General features: G+C 72.1%; 17 protein-coding genes. 10 read left to right on the top strand and 7 right to left on the bottom strand.

What is annotated here, in order from left to right; all coding sequences use genetic code 11:
- Positions 1-2: 2 nt before the first annotated feature.
- Positions 3-995 carry a deoxyribose-phosphate aldolase gene (gene deoC, locus JNW98_RS14575; protein WP_223768656.1) on the bottom strand — a complete coding sequence of 331 codons (993 nt, stop codon included), beginning with the start codon at positions 993-995 and terminating at the stop codon, positions 3-5.
- A 232-nt stretch (positions 996-1227) separates the two neighbouring features.
- Between deoC and JNW98_RS14570 the strand changes: the two genes are divergently transcribed.
- From JNW98_RS14570 to JNW98_RS14560, 3 genes are all read left to right on the top strand, one after another.
- Complete coding sequence (locus tag JNW98_RS14570; RefSeq protein WP_223768631.1) at positions 1228-2217, top strand: hypothetical protein; 990 nt, start codon at positions 1228-1230, stop codon at positions 2215-2217.
- Between the two features lie 202 nt (positions 2218-2419).
- A complete protein-coding gene (locus JNW98_RS14565) occupies positions 2420-3037 on the top strand; it encodes a PH domain-containing protein (RefSeq protein ID WP_223768630.1) in 618 nt (205 codons plus the stop codon).
- Between the two features lie 113 nt (positions 3038-3150).
- Positions 3151-3237: a winged helix-turn-helix transcriptional regulator gene (locus tag JNW98_RS14560; RefSeq protein WP_223768655.1), complete on the top strand. Its 87-nt coding sequence runs from the start codon at positions 3151-3153 to the stop codon at positions 3235-3237.
- A gap of 220 nt (positions 3238-3457) precedes the next feature.
- Here JNW98_RS14560 and JNW98_RS14555 read toward each other — a convergent pair whose 3' ends face one another.
- A complete protein-coding gene (locus JNW98_RS14555) occupies positions 3458-3793 on the bottom strand; it encodes a hypothetical protein (RefSeq protein ID WP_223768629.1) in 336 nt (111 codons plus the stop codon).
- Between the two features lie 1751 nt (positions 3794-5544).
- On the opposite strand from JNW98_RS14555, the gene JNW98_RS14550 reads away from it, so the two are divergent.
- The 5 genes from JNW98_RS14550 to JNW98_RS14530 all read left to right on the top strand — a co-directional run bounded on the left by JNW98_RS14550 (position 5545) and on the right by JNW98_RS14530 (position 8537).
- Complete coding sequence (locus JNW98_RS14550; RefSeq protein WP_223768628.1) at positions 5545-5802, top strand: hypothetical protein; 258 nt, start codon at positions 5545-5547, stop codon at positions 5800-5802.
- Positions 5759-6286 (top strand): DUF6879 family protein, encoded by a 528-nt coding sequence (locus JNW98_RS14545; protein ID WP_223768627.1) that lies wholly within the window; start codon positions 5759-5761, stop codon positions 6284-6286. The genes JNW98_RS14550 and JNW98_RS14545 overlap by 44 nt, the downstream gene beginning before the upstream one ends.
- Before the next feature lie 24 nt (positions 6287-6310).
- A complete protein-coding gene (locus JNW98_RS14540; RefSeq protein WP_223768626.1) occupies positions 6311-7159 on the top strand; it encodes a helix-turn-helix domain-containing protein in 849 nt (282 codons plus the stop codon).
- 174 nt (positions 7160-7333) lie between these two features.
- Positions 7334-7666: a DUF6415 family natural product biosynthesis protein gene (locus JNW98_RS14535; protein ID WP_223768625.1), complete on the top strand. Its 333-nt coding sequence runs from the start codon at positions 7334-7336 to the stop codon at positions 7664-7666.
- Between the two features lie 289 nt (positions 7667-7955).
- On the top strand, positions 7956-8537 hold the full coding sequence (locus JNW98_RS14530) for a YceI family protein (protein ID WP_223768624.1): 582 nt from the start codon (positions 7956-7958) through the stop codon (positions 8535-8537).
- Between the two features lie 140 nt (positions 8538-8677).
- Here JNW98_RS14530 and JNW98_RS14525 read toward each other — a convergent pair whose 3' ends face one another.
- The 5 genes from JNW98_RS14525 to JNW98_RS14505 form a co-directional block, all read right to left on the bottom strand.
- Positions 8678-8965 carry a hypothetical protein gene (locus JNW98_RS14525; protein WP_223768623.1) on the bottom strand — a complete coding sequence of 96 codons (288 nt, stop codon included), beginning with the start codon at positions 8963-8965 and terminating at the stop codon, positions 8678-8680.
- Positions 8966-9012: 47 nt separating this feature from the next.
- The gene (locus JNW98_RS14520; RefSeq protein WP_223768622.1) at positions 9013-9864 is read right to left on the bottom strand and encodes an SCO4651 family lipoprotein; all 852 of its coding nucleotides are present in this window, start codon (positions 9862-9864) and stop codon (positions 9013-9015) included.
- A 162-nt stretch (positions 9865-10026) separates the two neighbouring features.
- Positions 10027-11718: a phospho-sugar mutase gene (locus JNW98_RS14515; RefSeq protein WP_223768621.1), complete on the bottom strand. Its 1692-nt coding sequence runs from the start codon at positions 11716-11718 to the stop codon at positions 10027-10029.
- 538 nt (positions 11719-12256) lie between these two features.
- Positions 12257-13078: a purine-nucleoside phosphorylase gene (locus tag JNW98_RS14510; RefSeq protein ID WP_223768620.1), complete on the bottom strand. Its 822-nt coding sequence runs from the start codon at positions 13076-13078 to the stop codon at positions 12257-12259.
- 248 nt (positions 13079-13326) lie between these two features.
- Complete coding sequence (locus JNW98_RS14505) at positions 13327-13764, bottom strand: gamma-glutamylcyclotransferase family protein (protein WP_223768619.1); 438 nt, start codon at positions 13762-13764, stop codon at positions 13327-13329.
- Positions 13765-13900: 136 nt separating this feature from the next.
- Between JNW98_RS14505 and JNW98_RS14500 the strand changes: the two genes are divergently transcribed.
- On the top strand, positions 13901-15322 hold the full coding sequence (locus tag JNW98_RS14500) for an NAD(P)H-quinone dehydrogenase (RefSeq protein WP_223768618.1): 1422 nt from the start codon (positions 13901-13903) through the stop codon (positions 15320-15322).
- Between the two features lie 154 nt (positions 15323-15476).
- A partial coding sequence (locus JNW98_RS14495; RefSeq protein ID WP_223768617.1) for a DeoR/GlpR family DNA-binding transcription regulator occupies positions 15477-16329 on the top strand: 853 nt, incomplete at its 3' end.

Below are 16329 nucleotides of genomic sequence, written 5' to 3'. Positions count from 1 at the left end.
GATCAGTCCACCGTCACATAGTCGGGACCGGAGTAGCGCCCGGTGCTGAGCTTCTGGCGCTGCATCAGCAGGTCGTTGAGCAGGCTGGAGGCACCGAAACGGAACCACTCGTTCGTCAGCCACTCCTCGCCGACGGTCTCGTTCACCAGCACCAGGAACTTGAGCGCGTCCTTGGTGGTGCGGATGCCGCCGGCGGGCTTCACGCCGACCTGGACGCCGGTGAGGGCGTGGAAGTCGCGGACGGCCTCCAGCATCAGCAGCGTGTTGGCGGGGGTGGCGTTGACGGCGACCTTGCCGGTCGAGGTCTTGATGAAGTCGGCGCCGGCCAGCATGCCGAGCCAGGAGGCGCGGCGGATGTTGTCGTACGTCGACAGCTCGCCGGTCTCGAAGATCACCTTCAGCCGGGCGGCGGTGCCGTCCTCGCGGCGGCAGGCGGCCTTGACGGCCTTGATCTCCTCGAAGACCTTCAGGTAGCGCCCGGCCAGGAACGCGCCGCGGTCGATCACCATGTCGACCTCGTCCGCGCCGGCGGCGACGGCGTCCTTGGTGTCCGCCAGCTTCACCGGCAGGGCCGCCCGGCCCGCGGGGAAGGCGGTGGCGACGGAGGCGACCTTCACGTCCGAGCCGCGCACGGCCTCGGCGGCGGTGGCCACCATGTCGGGGTAGACGCAGATCGCGGCGGTACGCGGGGTGGTGCGGTCCGTCGGGTCCGGGTTGAGGGCCTTGGCGCACAGCGCCCGGACCTTGCCCGGGGTGTCCGCGCCCTCCAGGGTCGTCAGGTCGATCATCGAGATCGCCAGGTCGATGGCGTACGCCTTCGCCGTCGTCTTGATCGAGCGGGTGCCGAGCGCGGCGGCGCGGCCCTCCAGCCCGACCGGGTCGACGCCCGGGAGGCCGTGCAGGAAGCGGCGCAGCGCACCGTCGGAGGCGGTCACATCCGCCATCGCGGCCAGTCGCTCCGCGGCTTCTTTGCCGTGGGAAGGAACAGTGGGCATGGTCACCCGATGAGCATATCTACGCGCGTAGCGCGTGTCACCCCCTCCGAGGGGTGGAAGCGCTCCGTCCGCTTACTGTCGACGGGCGGTGACATTCGAAAGACGGTGCGATGACACAGGCTCCATAGATTCTTTCCCAGCAGCACCGCCCGACTCACCGGCCCCACACCTTGAGGAAAGCGGCATGCGGATCGCCTACCCGTCATCCAGCGCTCGTCACCAGGAGCCACGCATGTCCCGTCGCCGTCACACCCTGCGCATCGCCCTCGCCTCCGCCGCCGTCGCGGGGGCCGTACTCGCCCCGGTCTCCACCGCCTTCGCGGCGCCCCACACCCCTGCCGCCGCGGCGGCGAAGACCGCCGACCGCCACGAGGGCAAGCCCGTCGCCATCGGCGGCGGCATGGTGGCTGTCCTCCGCAACGACGCCAAGGCCGGCGGCCCCGAGGCGTGGATCCGGGCCGTGTCCCCCGACTGGAAGCCGGGCGACCCGTACCTGACCCGGGTGCTGGACGTCCTCGACCGCGAGCACACCTCGGCCGAGGTGCGCGGGACGAAGCTGCTGCTGGACGAGGCGAGGGGCCACGCCCCCGTCCTCAAGGTGACCCGCGCCGGGAAGACCGCCTCGTACCCGCTGCCGCTCGGCGAGGCGGACCCGGTCATGGCCCGGGGTGCCTGGGAAGGCCCGCAGGCGCTGCCCGGCGGCAACAAGGCCGTCATCTACCGCTACACCGAGCACGACTACGCCGCCCAGGTCGTCTGGGGCGGCGAGCAGATCGCCTGGCTGACCGTGCTCGAGCCCACGGTCATGACCAAGGACGGCAAGTACCTGATCAAGCTGGACCCGCGCACCGGCAAGGTCGTCGCGTTCAAGGACAAGGGCGGCAACGGCCAGGGCTCGCCCCTCCCGTCCGGCAAGTGCGTCGCGAAGAAGGACCAGAGCATCGGCGCGGGTGCGATGGCCGGCCTGTACAACACCCCGCGCGGCCCGGAGGCGTGGCTCTACACGATGGGTGACGACGGCCGTCCCGAGTACTTCGGTCACCTGGACCGCAAGCACCCCTCCCTCCCCAAGGACGCGGGCATCATCGCCAAGATCACCAACGTCGGCGCCGCTCAGCCGAAGTTCGTGTTCCAGACGGAGGGCGGTGCCGGCAGCCACCCGTTCACCACGCTCTTCCCGAAGCTGCCCAAGGGCTGCGTCGTGGTGAACCACGTCAAGTAACACTGCACGTACCACCGCACCTAGCACCCCGCGTAACACCGCACGTCACCCCGGCACCCGGGCGGTCCGTCGTCACCAGCGGCCCGCCCCGGTGCCGGTCGTCGTCCCCGGCCCTCCGTACCGGGCGTTCTCGCTGGTACGGGCGGTACGGCGTTGCCGTACTGCAACGTCCGGGAGGCCCGCGGTCCGGCAGAATCGGGCTATGACGAGTTCACCAGAAGCGCCGGACTTCGCCGAGCGCCGCTACCGCTCGGCCGCCGGCATCGGGAGTGGCGTCCTGCTGCTGGCGCTCGCCGCGTGGCTGGGCGGCGACGCGATCGTGCGGGGCACGGGCCGGACACCCTGGCTGGCGCTGGCGGGACTGCTGTTCCTGGTGCCGCTGGTGATCGCGTTCACCGTGCGCCCCGCGGTCTGGGCCTCCGAGGACCGCCTTCTGGTGCGCAACCCCTTCCGGACGATCACCCTCCCGTGGTCCCGCGTCGCCACCGTCCGCGCCGGATACTCCAGCGAGGTGCTGACGGAGAGCGCGAAGTACCAGCTCTGGGCCATCCCTGTCTCCCTCCGCCAGCGCAAGCGCGCCGCCGGGCGGCAGCAGCGCGCCGCGGCGGAGGGCATCAGCGACCGGGTCACCGTCCGCCCGTCCGACACCCCGGACCGCTCCCCCTCCGACCAGGCCATCGAGGACCTGCGCGAGCTGGCCGAACGCGGCGCCGGGCGGGAGGGCGCGCAGGGGGAGGTGTCGGTCCGCTGGGCGTACGAGCTGATCGTGCCGTCGTTGGTGGGGCTGGTGTTGTGCGTGGTGCTGTACGCGGTGATCTGAGGGCGGCGCGCTCGCCGCGCGCGTTCACCGTTCCGGCGCGTCCGCCCGTTCCTCCGTCCCCTGCCGTCGGGGCGCGTCCGAGGAATCCGAGCCGTCACCGGCTCTCGCACCGGATGCTGACGCTGACGCTGCGGCAGCTCGAACGCGACGGCCTGCTGACCCGCACGGTCCACGCCGGCGTGCCGCCCCGCGTGGAGTAGCCCTGACGGAACTCGGCGCGACGCTGCCGGCCGCCGCCCCGCCTCTGGGCGACTGGGCCGCCGCCCACCGCGAGGGGATCGAGACGAACCGGCGTCGTTGCGACGCCGCGCATCCGCCGCGGGTGCGGCCCTGATACGGCGGTGGCCGGGCCGCGGACGCGGCGCCGCGGCGGCGGGGGCCGACGGGGCCTCAGGGGGCCGACGGGGCCGACGGGCGGGTTCACCCCGCCGCGATGACGACGGCCCGCTCCCGGCAGTCGCGGCAGAGCGCGCCGGGGTGGGCGGTGCGGAAGGCGCGCTCGCAGCCGTCGCAGGTCCGGAGGGGGAGGGGCTTCGGCGCGGCGGCCGGGGGAACCTGCCGGAGCGCGCCTGGGGGAGGCAGCGCGGGCAGCGCGGGCGGCAGCCCTCGGAGGAGCCGGTGCCGCAGCAGCGCCACGGGCCGGGCGATCCGGCCGACGGGCAGGTCGGCGGTCAGCGCCCGGGCGACGTGGGCGGGCCCGACGCCCCGGTCGAGCCAGGCCCGGACGGCGGGGACGAGCTCCCGCACGTCGTCCACGGAGAGCAGCAGGCGGGGGTCGTACCGACGGAGCTCGGCGAGGAGGTCGGCGGCGGGCCGGTCGGGGGACGTGGCGACGTCGTCCGGGGCCGTGGCCGGCGCGACGACGATTTCGGTCCCGCCGCCGCTGGGCCGCCCGACCGGCGTGCCGGCACGCGGCCCGCACTGATGCGGCGCACCGGCCGCCTGCTCGCCGCGGGCGGAGGCGGGGACCGGGCGCGCGCGGGCAGCCGACCACGGGACCGCCGGTGGTGTGGCGGCTGTACGGAGGCCGGCGGCCGAGGTGGCAGTCGTGCGCGGATCGGGGCCGGGTTGAGGACCGGCGTTCGGTTGCGGCCCGGGGGCCGGGTCCGGCGCCGGGGCTGCCGTTGGCGTGGCGGTTGTAGGGAGGCCGGCGGCCGAGGTGGCAGTCGTGCGCGGATCGGGGCCGGGTTGAGGACCGGCGTTCGGTTGCGGCCCGGGGGCCGGGTCCGGCGCCGGGGCTGCCGTTGGCGTGGCGGTTGTAGGGAGGCCGGCGGCCGAGGTGGCAGTCGTGCGCGGATCGGGGCCGGGCCGCAGAACCGAGTCCGAGGACGCGCCCGGCCGCGAAGACACGGCCGGGCCCGGGGCTGGGGAAGCGGCCGGATCGGGGGCCGCGCCCGGGAGTACGGACAGTACCGGGGGCGCCGACGGCGGCGCGTCCTCGTGCGGGTCGCGGACCGGAACCCTTCGCGGACGGGAACCCAACGGTGAACCCAGCCCCGCGAAGACGTCCGAAGCCGCTGCCGAGAGCGGGCCCGGGACCGACTCCGGGCACGGCATGGCCCCGACGGGCGCCGGACGGCCAGGGCCGGATTCACGACCGCTACTGCCACTGCCACCGTCATCGCCACCGTCACCGCCGCCGACCGGGGCCGGGGGCCGACCGGCGGACTGCCCGCCAGGCCGCGCCCGCGCCCGCTCCCCAGCGCGGGGCCGCCCGGCCGCCCCGGCCACACCAGGCCGCTGCGGCTCCCGAAGACACTCCCTCGCCGCCTCCTCCGGCTGCTCGTGCCACCGCGTGACGGTGACGACCTGCCCGCCGTCCGTCCGGACGCGCCGCCGCTCCAGGTACCCGGCGGCCTCCAACTCCCGCAGCCCGCGCCCGATGGTCACCTCGCCCTCGGGAAAGCGACGGGAGAGGTCCTTGATGCCGACGGGAACACCGTCCGGCAACGACTGCACGTACACCCCGATCCCGATAGCGACCAATGACAGCTCGCGGTGCTGGGGGAGGTGGTTGCCGATGACGGTGAAATGACTCGTGCGCCGGTGCCGCAGGTGGATCACACCACCGCGCGACCGCCCGGCGCGCGCGGACGCCCACGCGCTAAACTGCGCTCCAGTCATGGGGAAGGTACTCGCTTCCTTATTGATCAGGCCCTCGCACCGGGATGCCAGTCCCAGCGGGGGCCGTCTGCTTTTACGGCTGGTTCGCGGCGACCGTACCGCGCCGCCCGACGCCCGATCCACCGCGTCACCCGATGGAGTGACGGGAGGGTTTGGTCGGGTATGGCTTTCTCAACTTCCTTTCTTTTCAGGGGCGGAAGCCGCCGGGTCGCGACCCACCGAGACCTGAGATCCTCGATGCGGTGAGCCGTGCGTCCGGGCCTATGGTGCGCCCGCCGGTGGGCGGCGCGCGCCTGCCGTACGCCCCAGTGCGCCCTTGACGTAACGGGATCGCTGAAGTGACGCTCGGGCCGCCAGAACGCTTTCTTGGAAGGGAAGTTGACGTGGCGCTGGAGTTCTTCGGCAAGGATCCCAACACCGATGGCGACGAATGCCCTACCGTGTGGGTCGATCGGAAGAACGCGGATCTCGTGTTCCAGGGATGGAAGGCGGACGAGGAGACGGAGCAGGAGTGCCTTGAATACGGGCACGTCCCGGATGGCGAGGCAGTGATCCGGATCCCCGCCAGGATGGTTTCTCAGCTCAGGAAGGCATGCGATGCCGCAGCAGAACGCGCCGAGCTTCTCGGAGATGATCGCTGAGTGCCGCCGGTCGGCCGTTCATCTGGAGATGCGGGACGCCTACGGAATCGCGGCGGAGGCAGCCGAGTTCGAGGCGTGGAAGCGCGGAGATGACCGCAGCCGTCACGACCGGGCGGGACGTCGTCGGGCGTGGCTTGACCTGGTCGCCGCAAGCGTTGTGAGGGGCGTCACGTTGAGGCGCGCTCGCATCGTGTCCGAACCCGTCTCCGAGTACATCCGGTTCGAGCACGCCGGGACCGCTTTGAACATCGAAGCGGGAGAGTCCATTCGTTGGCTGCCCCGACGACACGCTTCGGATATCGCCCTGCCTGGCAACGACTTCTGGCTCTTCGACGATGAAGTGGTGAGGTTCAACCACTTCACAGGAGACGGAGCTTCGGTCGGACCGGAGGTGAGGCGCGAAGTCGAAGTGGTGCGGTTGTGTGCCACGGCCTTCGAGACCGTGTGGGAACGCGCCCTACCACACGATCAGTTCAAGGTGTAGACCGAAGCCTCCTGACCACCGCACATGTCGACGTCCCCGTCATCAAGCGCGCATGCGGCCCGGCAGGCGCTGGCCGGACGCCTTCGTGAACTGCGACTGGACGCCGGCTTGTCCGGGCGTGACATCGCCGCCGCGTGCGGATGGCATCCCGCCAAGTCTTCACGGCTGGAGAACGCGAAGACGTCCCCCACCGATGATGATCTGCGTGCCTGGTGCCGTGCCTGCGGAGCGGAGGACCAGGTCGCGGACCTCATTGCCACCAGCCGTACGGTCGAGTCGATGTACGTGCAGTGGCGTCGATTGCAGCGGACCGGTCTCCGCCGGCTCCAGGAGTCGTACCTCCCCCTGTACGAGCGCACACGCCGCTTTCGTGTCTACTCCACGCGCGTGATGCCGGGTGTTCTGCAAACAGAGGACTACGCGCGTTCGCTTCTGTCGGTCATCGCCGGATTCCGCGGCCTCCCTGACGACGCGGCCGCGGCTGCCAGAGCACGAGCCGCCCGCTCGCAGATCATCTACCGAGCAGGGCACGAATTCGCTCTCCTCTTGGAGGAGGACGTCCTCTACTACCGGTATGGAGACACTTCCGTACTGGCCGAGCAACTGGACCACCTGCTTGCCGCCATGAGGCTGCCGAACGTGTCGCTGGGCGTCATCCCGCGCACCGCGTTGCGGACGATGTGGGGTCAGGAAACCTTCACGATGTTCGATGATCAGCGCGTCCATGTGGAGTTGCTTACCGCCAAGGTCACTGTCACACAGCCCAGCGAATTGCAGACTTACGCAAGGGCGTTCGCTGCCCTTGGAGCGCTCGCCGTGTACGGCCGGCCTGCGAGAGACCTGATCGCGGCGGCGATTCACTCGCTCCGGTGAGCGGCCTGCAATCGTCCGCAACCTCATGGTTTCCAGATGCCGCCCTCTCCTAGCGTCGTGACCACGTGAACACGTCACACTCGAAGCCGCCGGAAGGGACACCGATCGCCCATGCCCTCCTTTGACGAAATCCCACCACAGAACCCGCGTCGGACCCCTCCGATCGCGCCACTGATGACGGGTGACATCGAGCCCTTGGACTTGGTCTCGATCCGCGCCACCGTCCGGCGTGCCCTGCAGGTGCGTGCGCGTCCGCCTCGGGTGGGTGAAGTGCGGGAGACCACCGGGGCGTTGCGGGGGCATGTGCAGCGGATGTTGCGGGTGGCGCGGGGGCGGGTGGAGGGGGTGGAGCGGGGGACGATGGCGTGGATCCAGTGGACGGCGCTGATTCACCGGGCGCAGGACGATCTCGACCGCGTCGCGGGGAACGGCAGCTTCGCGGCGGCGGTGTACATGGACGACCTCGGGCGGACGTGCCGACGGCTCGCCGACTGCCTCGACGAGTGAGGCACTTGGCCGGCGGGTAGGTGGGAGCGTCGGAGCACGGTGGTGAACGGGCACCTCGGTGATCGCCTGGAGAGGCTGCCGGCGGTCACCGCCGTCGAGGTGGCCGGGGGCCCGCTGCTTCCCGCGGGGCCTGGGCTGGTCAGTGACGGAACCGGCGGCTGGCCGACGCCCCGGGCGGGCCGGTGGGGCGTTCGAGGCGGTCGCCGCCGGCCCCGTGGGCTCGGCGCGCACCCCGCCCCCGTCCCGTACTACGCTGGCCATAGGGCACGGCGGTGCCCGTGGAGTCGCCATGACCGGCACAATCACCAGATGGTTCTTCGAACCGGGGCACACCGGCGTCGAGTTCCGGGCGCGGCACATGATGGTCACGTACGTGCGCGGGCACATCAAGGATGTGCACGGCTCGCTGGTGTGCGATCCCGCTGATCCCGAACACGCGCGAGTGGAAGCGACGATCGACGCCACGCAGGTGTGGACGGGGCAGCCGCAACGGGACGTGCATCTGCGCAGTGCCGACTTCTTCGACGTCGAGCACCACCCGACCTGGACGTTCACAAGTACCGACGTGCGGCAGCTGAGCTCGACCGAGTTCGCACTCGACGGGGATCTGACGGTGCGGGGTGTGACGCGGCCGGTGTCGCTCGACGTGACGTATCTCGGGCAGTGGGACACCCCGTGGTGGGAGGACGGCCGGGATCTCGGGCCGCGCCGGCGGGCCGGGTTCGCCGGGCGGACGCGGATCAACCGGCAGGATTTCGGAGTCAGCTGGAACGACACCGTCGACCGGGGCGGCGTCGTGGTCAGCGATCTCATCGACGTCCGTGTCGATGCCGAGGCCGTTCTCGAACCGGTGGAGGGTGCCGTCCCGTAGCGCGGGGTCGGCCGCGGGCGGAACCACCACCTCCATGCCCCGCCGCCGGGGCCTCCTCGACCAGGGCCACCACACGCCCGTCGTCACCCAGCAGCTTTGACACAGGCCCTCGCTGTCCAGGACCAGCGTTCCCTCCTGGGTCAGCCTGCGGAGGGCCACTGCGCCTCCTCGGCGAACACCTCGTCGAAGAGCTTCCGGGCTTGCTCCCGTGCCTGTTCCGCGACCGGACCCCGGCGCTGCTCGTAGTCGGCCAGGTACTCGTCCAGGATCCGGCCGCGCAGCTCACGCTCGACCGCTGCCGTGATGAACGCGGAGAACTTCCCTTTGTCGGCCCGTGCGCGGATCGCCTCCGCCGTTCCCTCCGGCAACGACAAGCTCACGCGCGTCGCCGGACCCCCACCGATGCCGTATGTCGTCTCCTCGGCCATGCGGCCATGGTGCCAACGTCAGGAAACCAACAAGGCGTGCGGACCGCTCAGCCCACCAGTGGGCCGTTGACGGAGGACGGATCGACGGCGCGGGCCCCGGACGGGACGCCGGGTGTCCGGACCGGTTTGCCCAAGTCCGAGAGGGTGAGCGAAACGGCCATCCCGGCGTCTCCGCCCAGAGGCATGCCGAAGCGGGAGCGGACGACGTGGCCCTTCCGGTCCACCCACACGTCCGCGTAGGGCGGAAACTGACGCTGTAGGTCCTTCCAGTGGGACGTGACCTTCGCGCGCTGTGCCGTGACCATGCGGTAAGTGAGCGTCTTGAGGTCCGGTTCGGCGCGGTAGTGGACGGTGGGCGCGCCGTTCACCTTTTCCTCGCCCACCCTCCTGGCGGACGGCAGCATCGCTACCTGACGGAGGATATGGACCGGATCGTTCAGGGGCGCGCGCAGGAGGTAGTGCGCCTCCACCTGGTCCCGGGGCACGGATCGCCAGGATGTGTCGCCGGTAGGCTCTTGCGGCATTCTCAAGTGCACCATGCGGCCGGTGAAGACCTCGTCGAGTGGGACAGCCGGCTTCCCGTCGGCCTGCAGGCGCACCTTGAGAGCGCCCTTGCCACCGGCGAGGTCGAGGGCGCCTCGGACGGTGAAGACCATCGCCATCGAGCCGTCGCCCATCTTGATCCGCTCGTCGACCCGCGCGGTGGTGCGGGCCGTCGCGGCCGCCGCGGCACGGACCGCTGCGATGTCGTCCGCCGGGCGTGTGGCGGGGGCGGACCGGGACGCCGACGCGGGAGCGGACGGTTTCCGCTTCCCGTCGTCGCCGCTGTCGCTCCCGCCTCCGCCGCAGGCGGTGCAGAGTGTGATCGCCCCGATGACCGCCACAGTTGAACGTCGCATCACTGACCCCCCAGTGGTTGACAGGGCACCCCCATGCCCCGTGGATCGAACGTTCAGCCTAAGTGGCAGGGTGCCGAAGGCCCGCCCCGTTTTTCCCGGGAGCGGGCCTCCAGCGACGTGCGGTGACGTGCCGTGACGTGCGGTGACGTACGGACGAGGGCGTCAGATGCCCGCCGCCTCCGCCAGGTCCTTCTTGATCGACGCGAGGACGTCCGCCGCGCGGCGCCGCGCGGCGGTCAGGTCGGCCGCGGTGCCGACCGGGACCACGGCCTCCAGGTAGCACTTGAGCTTGGGCTCGGTGCCGCTGGGACGGACGATCACGCGGGCGGCCGAGACGGTGCCCTCGGCGTCACCCGAAAGGTGGTACCGCAGGCCGTCGGTCGGCGGCAGGGCCTCGGAGCCCTCCGCGAGGTCCTCCGCCGACGCGACCGCGAGGCCGGCCAGGGCGGTCGGCGGCTGCTCGCGCAGGCGGCGCATGGCGGCGGCGATCAGGGACAGGTCCTGGACGCGGACCGAGAGCTGGTCCGTGGCGTGCAGGCCGTGCTCGACGGCCAGGTCGTCGAGGAGGTCGGTCAGGGACCGGCCCTGCTCCTTCAGCCCGGCGGCCAGCTCGGCGACCAGCAGGGCCGCGGTGATGCCGTCCTTGTCCCGGACGCCCGCGGGGTCCACGCAGTAGCCCAGGGCCTCCTCGTAGGCGTAGCGCAGGCCGTCGACGCGGGCCAGCCACTTGAAGCCGGTGAGGGTCTCGGTGTAGTCGACGCCGGCGTTCGCGGCGGCGATGCGGGAGAGCAGCGACGAGGAGACGATCGTCGTCGCGAACGTGCCGGTCGCGTCCTTCCGGCCCAGGTGCGCGGCCAGCAGCGCGCCGACCTCGTCGCCGCGCAGCATCCGCCAGCCCGCGTCGGCGGACGGGTCGGGGACGGCGACGGCGCAGCGGTCGGCGTCCGGGTCGTTGGCGATGACGATGTCCGGCGTCTCGCCGCGCTCGGCCGCGGCGCGGGCCGTGGCGAACGCCAGGTCCATCGCGCCCGGTTCCTCCGGGTTGGGGAACGCGACCGTCGGGAAGTCCGGGTCCGGCTCGGCCTGTTCGGCGACGACGACCGGCGCCGGGAAGCCGGCACGGGCGAAGGCGGCGGTCAGGACGGTCCGGCCGACGCCGTGCATGGGCGTGTAGACGACGCGCACGTCACGGGCAGAGCCGGTGGTCAGGACGGCGTCGGTGCGCTTCAGGTACGCCTCGACGACCGCGTCGTCCAGCGTGTCCCAGCCCGCCTCGGGGCGCGGAACGTCGTCCAGGCTCGCCACGGCGGCGATCTCGGCGGCGATGCCGGCGTCGGCGGGCGGCACGATCTGCGAGCCGTCGCCCAGGTAGACCTTGTAGCCGTTGTCGCGCGGCGGGTTGTGGCTCGCGGTCACCTCGACGCCGGCCACGGCGCCCAGGTGGCGGATGGCGAAGGCCAGGACCGGGGTGGGCAGCGGGCGCGGCAGCAGCGCCGCCTTCAGGCCCGCGCCGACCATGACGGCCGCCGTGTCGCGGGCGAAGTCCGCGCTCTTGTGGCGGGCGTCGTAGCCGATGACGACGGTGCCCCCGGCGTGGCCTTCCTTCTTGAGGTACGCGGCGAGGCCCGCCGCCGCCCGGATGACCACGGCGCGGTTCATCCGCATCGGGCCCGCGCCCAGCTCGCCGCGGAGGCCGGCGGTGCCGAACTGAAGGGTGCCCGCGAAGCGCGACGCCAGCTCGGGCAGGTTCTCGGCGTCGACGAGCGCGGCGAGCTCCGCGCGCGTCTCGGGGTCGGGGTCCTCGGCGAGCCAGGTCCGGGCTCGGGTGAGGAGGTCGTCTCGCTCCTGCTCCACGATGTTCCTCCGGGGTTGTCTGAGTGCGGTTCCGCGGCGCGGTGTGGTTTCACGGCGGTGCGGGGTGCGGGGTGCGGGGTGCTGGGTGCGGTGTGCTGGGGTGCTGTGCCCCGTGGGTGGGGCGGTAGGGCGGGCGGTGTCGGCCGGGGCGGGCGAGGGGGCGGCGGTCGGACGCGGTCGGGGCGGTGGGTTTGCGGCTGTTACGGGTGTTCCCCGAAACGCCGGGAAGACCGCGCGGGGCCGTACGGAGCCGTCGGAAGGCCGCTCGGAGCCGCCCGGAGCCATCGGAGGCCGCCGGGGGCTCGTCGGCGCGGGGCCGTCCGCCGCCTCGGCCTTCGGCGCGCTCCCGTCGCCTCGTCGGCCGCCGGGTGCGCCCGGGTCCGTATGGCCGCGTGCGGACCGCTCGGGCCGCAGCGTTCGGGCCCGTACGGCCGCCCGGGCCCGTCGTGACGCGCCGGAGGCGCGGGCCCGCCCACGGCGGGCCGCCGTGGGTGGATCCGCGCCTCCGGACGGCCGTCACGGCGTCACGCGCGTGCCGTCAGAGGCGCGGCAGCACCTGGGCCAGCAGCGAGCCCATGCGGGCGGCCGAGTCACGGCCGGCCTGGAGCACCTCTTCGTGGTTGAGGGGCTCGCCGGTCATGCCCGCGGCCAGGTTGGTGACGAGGGAGATGCCGAGCACCTCGGCGCCCGCCTCGCGGGCCGCGATGGCCTCGAGGGTGGTGGACATGCCCACCAGATCGGCGCCCATCAGGCGCGCCATGCGGACCTCGGCCGGGGTCTCGTAGTGCGGGCCGGGGAACTGGGCGTAGACGCCCTCCTCCAGCGTCTCGTCGACCTCCTTGCACAGGGTGCGCAGGCGGGACGAGTACAGGTCCGTGAGGTCGACGAAGTTGGCGCCGACGATCGGCGAGGTCGCCGTGAGGTTCAGGTGGTCGCTGATCAGCACCGGCTGGCCGGGGCGCATGCCGTCGCGCAGGCCGCCGCAGCCGTTCGTCAGGACGACGGTCTTGCAGCCGGCGGCGACGGAGGTGCGGACGCCGTGGACGACGGCGGCGACGCCGCGGCCCTCGTAGTAGTGCGTGCGGCCGAGGAAGACCAGGGCGCGCTTGTCGTTGATCTTGTACGAGCGCACGGTGCCCGCGTGGCCGGCGACGGCCGCGGCGGAGAAGCCGGGGAGCTCGGTGACCGGGAACTCGGTCTCGGGGGTGCCGAGCGCCTCGGTCGCGGGAACCCAGCCGGAGCCCATGACCAGGGCGACGTCGTGGGTCTCGGCGCCCGTGAGCTCGCGCAGTCGGGCGGCGGCGGCGTCGGCCGCGGCGTACGGGTCGGCCTGGATGTCCGGAGTAACTGATGCGTTCACGCGGACGAGGGTAACCGGTCGGCGCCTACGCGCGTAGATGTCGCAGGTTACGGTCTTGCGACTGTTGCTTTGTCGCTTCTCACGAAGGGGTGGGGTGGCGGTCGGTGGGGGTGCCCCGGTCCCGCCCTTTCACCGTTTCCCGGGGAGGTCCCCGGACCCCCGAAACCGCGCTTCGCGCGGTTGTCCTCAAACGCCGGACGGGCTGGGGGTGGGCCGGCGCCCTCAAACGCCGGACGGGCTGAGACCGCTCAGCACGGGCGCTTCCTGATCTCCATCACATAGTCGTGCGGCGCCCCCGCCGACTCCGCCGCGTCCGCGATCTCACCCAGGTAGCGGGCCGACGGCAGGCCGCCCTCGTAGCCGTTCAGGACGTAGATCCAGGCGGACTCCTCGCCGTCGAGGGTGTGCACCCGGACCCGCATCCGTCGGTAGATGCCGAGGCCGACGCCCTCCCAGCGGTCCATCGACTCCTCGTCCATCGGGGCGATGTCGTAGAGGGCGACGAAGACCTGCGACCGGGGCTCCTCCACCACGGTGGCCAAGGCGCCCTCCCAGCCCATCTGCTCTCCGCCGAAGGTCAGACGCCAGTCGGCGAGCCAGCCCGTGCCGCGCAGCGGCGAGTGGGGAGCGCGGCGCGTCATCAGCCGCGCGTCGAGGTTGCCGGCGTACGCGGCGTAGAGCGACATGGTTCTGAGGGTACGGGAGTGAGGCGGGACCGCATTTGGGATGGCAGTCTCGAGGGGACCGTCGAATTCCGGCTCCCCGGCACGTGCCGGAACGACCGGAGGCCCCGGAAGGAGTCGCTTTGATGGGTGCGGGACAATGGAGTACGTGACTCGGATCGTGATCATCGGTGGCGGACCCGGCGGCTATGAGGCGGCGCTCGTCGCCGCGCAGCTCGGTGCGGAGGTGACCGTCGTCGACTGCGACGGTCTGGGCGGGGCGTCGGTGCTCACCGACTGTGTGCCCTCGAAGACGCTCATAGCGACGGCGGAGGTGATGACCTCCTTTGACTCGTCGTACGAGGAGCTGGGCATCACCGTCGACGACGGTGCCGTCATCGGGGTGGACCTCGGGAAGGTCAACCGCCGGGTGAAGCGGCTGGCGCTGGCCCAGTCGCACGACATCACCGCCTCCGTGACCCGCGCCGGCGGCCGGGTGCTGCGCGGCCGCGGCCGGCTGGACCCGGTGCGGGAGCCGGACGGCACCCGCCGGGTGATCGTGCGGACGGGCGACGGCGAGGAGACGCTGCTCGCGGACGCCGTCCTGATCGCCACCGGCGCGCACCCCCGGGAGATCCCGGACGCGCTGCCCGACGGCGAGCGGATCCTCAACTGGACCCAGGTCTACGACCTGGAGGAGCTGCCCGAGGAGCTCATCGTGGTGGGCTCGGGCGTCACCGGCGCCGAGTTCGCCGGCGCGTACCAGGCGCTGGGCTCGGAGGTCACCCTGGTCTCCTCGCGCGACCGGGTGCTGCCGGGCGAGGACCCGGACGCCGCCGCCGTCCTGGAGGACGTCTTCCGCCGCCGCGGCATGAACGTCATGGCGCGCTCGCGGGCGCAGGCCGCCAAGCGGGTGGGCGACCGGGTGGAGGTCACCCTGGCCGACGGACGGGTCATCAGCGGCACGCACTGCCTGATGGCCGTCGGTTCGATCCCCAACACCGCCGACATGGGCCTGGAGGAATCCGGCGTCCGGCTGACGGAGTCGGGCCACATCCGGACGGACAAGGTCTCGCGCACCAGCGCACCGGGCGTCTACGCGGCCGGCGACTGCACCGGTGTGCTGGCGCTGGCCTCGGTCGCCGCCATGCAGGGCCGGATCGCGATGTACCACTTCCTGGGCGACGCGGTGGCGCCGCTCAATCTCAAGGCTGTATCCGCGAACGTATTTACGGATCCGGAGATTGCTACGGTCGGGTATTCGCAGGCGGACGTCGACAAGGGGCTGATTGACGCCCGGGTCGTCAAGTTGCCGCTGCTGCGCAATCCCCGCGCGAAGATGCAGGGAATCCGGGACGGATTCGTCAAGTTGTTCTGCCGCCCCGGCACGGGCATCGTGGTCGGCGGCGTGGTGGTCGCGCCCCGGGCCAGCGAGCTGATTCATCCGATCTCGATCGCGGTCGACAACAATCTGACCGTGGAACAGATCGCGAACGCGTTCACCGTGTACCCGTCCCTGTCCGGGTCTGTCGCGGAAGTGGCGCGTCAGCTGCACACGCGGAAGGCCCAGCGGGAAGGCTGAGGCGCGACCACGGCAGAGGGAACCGGTCGGCGGGCGGAGGCGGCGGCTCTCCTTCCGGTTCCCTATACCACTTCTTGGGGCGCGCGGCGAACAACTTCCGTTAGTTGGTGCAACCTGCTGAAAGCAGATGGTCGTTGGCGTTACTGTCGGTTTCGTGTTCGCTGCAGAACGTCGCCAATTGATCCTCGAAATGGTGCGTGCCAACGGAGCGGTATCGCTGCGTGAGCTCGCCCGTGTCGTCCAGACCTCCGAAGTGACCGTACGGCGTGACGTACGGGCGCTCGAAGCCGAAGGGCTGCTCGACCGCCGGCACGGCGGTGCGGTGCTGCCGGGCGGCTTCACCAGGGAGTCCGGCTTCCCGCAGAAATCCCATCTAGCGACCGCGGAGAAGACGGCCATCGCCGATCTCGCGGCGAGCTTCGTCGAGGAGGGCGAGGCCGTCGTCGTCGGCGCCGGTACCACCACGCAGGAGCTGGCCCGCCGGCTCGCGCGGGTGCCGGGGCTCACCGTGGTGACCAACTCCCTGCTCGTCGCCCAGGCGCTCGCCCACGCCAACCGGGTCGAGGTCGTGATGACCGGCGGCACCCTGCGCGGCTCCAACTACGCGCTGGTCGGCAGCGGCGCCGAGCAGTCCCTCCAGGGGCTGCGGGTCTCCCGGGCGTTCCTCTCGGGGAGCGGCCTGACCGCCGAACGCGGCCTGTCCACCTCCAACATGCTCTCCGCCAGCGTCGACCGGGCCCTGGTGCAGGCGGCGGCCGAGGTCGTGGTCCTCGCGGACCACAGCAAGCTCGGCACCGACACGATGTTCCAGACCGTCCCGACGGACGTGATCACCAGACTCGTGACGGACGAGCCGCCGCCGCACGACGAACGGGCGGCGACGGAGCTCCAGGCGCTCGCCGACCAGGGCGTGCACATCTCGGTCGCGGGGCCCGGCGCGGGGTCGGGCCCGGGGACCGTTCCGCACGGCGAACCGGGCCCGCCGGCCCGCCGCCGGGACGCGCCGC

The organism is Streptomyces huiliensis (assembly GCF_020037025.1).
Lineage (GTDB): Bacteria > Actinomycetota > Actinomycetes > Streptomycetales > Streptomycetaceae > Streptomyces > Streptomyces huiliensis.
Note: the sequence above shows the minus strand (reverse complement) of the source record. Positions and strands in the feature narration are given on the sequence as shown.

Bases quoted from the DNA above. Each gene is read 5' to 3' on its own strand.
- deoC (WP_223768656.1), bottom strand. From the start codon at position 995: ATGCCCACTGTTCCTTCCCACGGCAAAGAAGCCGCGGAGCGACTGGCC.
- JNW98_RS14570 (WP_223768631.1), top strand. From the start codon at position 1,228: ATGTCCCGTCGCCGTCACACCCTGCGCATCGCCCTCGCCTCCGCCGCC.
- JNW98_RS14565 (WP_223768630.1), top strand. From the start codon at position 2,420: ATGACGAGTTCACCAGAAGCGCCGGACTTCGCCGAGCGCCGCTACCGC.
- JNW98_RS14560 (WP_223768655.1), top strand. From the start codon at position 3,151: ATGCTGACGCTGACGCTGCGGCAGCTCGAACGCGACGGCCTGCTGACC.
- JNW98_RS14545 (WP_223768627.1), top strand. From the start codon at position 5,759: ATGCCGCAGCAGAACGCGCCGAGCTTCTCGGAGATGATCGCTGAGTGC.
- JNW98_RS14540 (WP_223768626.1), top strand. From the start codon at position 6,311: ATGTCGACGTCCCCGTCATCAAGCGCGCATGCGGCCCGGCAGGCGCTG.
- JNW98_RS14535 (WP_223768625.1), top strand. From the start codon at position 7,334: ATGACGGGTGACATCGAGCCCTTGGACTTGGTCTCGATCCGCGCCACC.
- JNW98_RS14530 (WP_223768624.1), top strand. From the start codon at position 7,956: ATGACCGGCACAATCACCAGATGGTTCTTCGAACCGGGGCACACCGGC.
- JNW98_RS14525 (WP_223768623.1), bottom strand. From the start codon at position 8,965: ATGGCCGAGGAGACGACATACGGCATCGGTGGGGGTCCGGCGACGCGC.
- JNW98_RS14520 (WP_223768622.1), bottom strand. From the start codon at position 9,864: ATGCGACGTTCAACTGTGGCGGTCATCGGGGCGATCACACTCTGCACC.
- JNW98_RS14505 (WP_223768619.1), bottom strand. From the start codon at position 13,764: ATGTCGCTCTACGCCGCGTACGCCGGCAACCTCGACGCGCGGCTGATG.
- JNW98_RS14500 (WP_223768618.1), top strand. From the start codon at position 13,901: ATGGAGTACGTGACTCGGATCGTGATCATCGGTGGCGGACCCGGCGGC.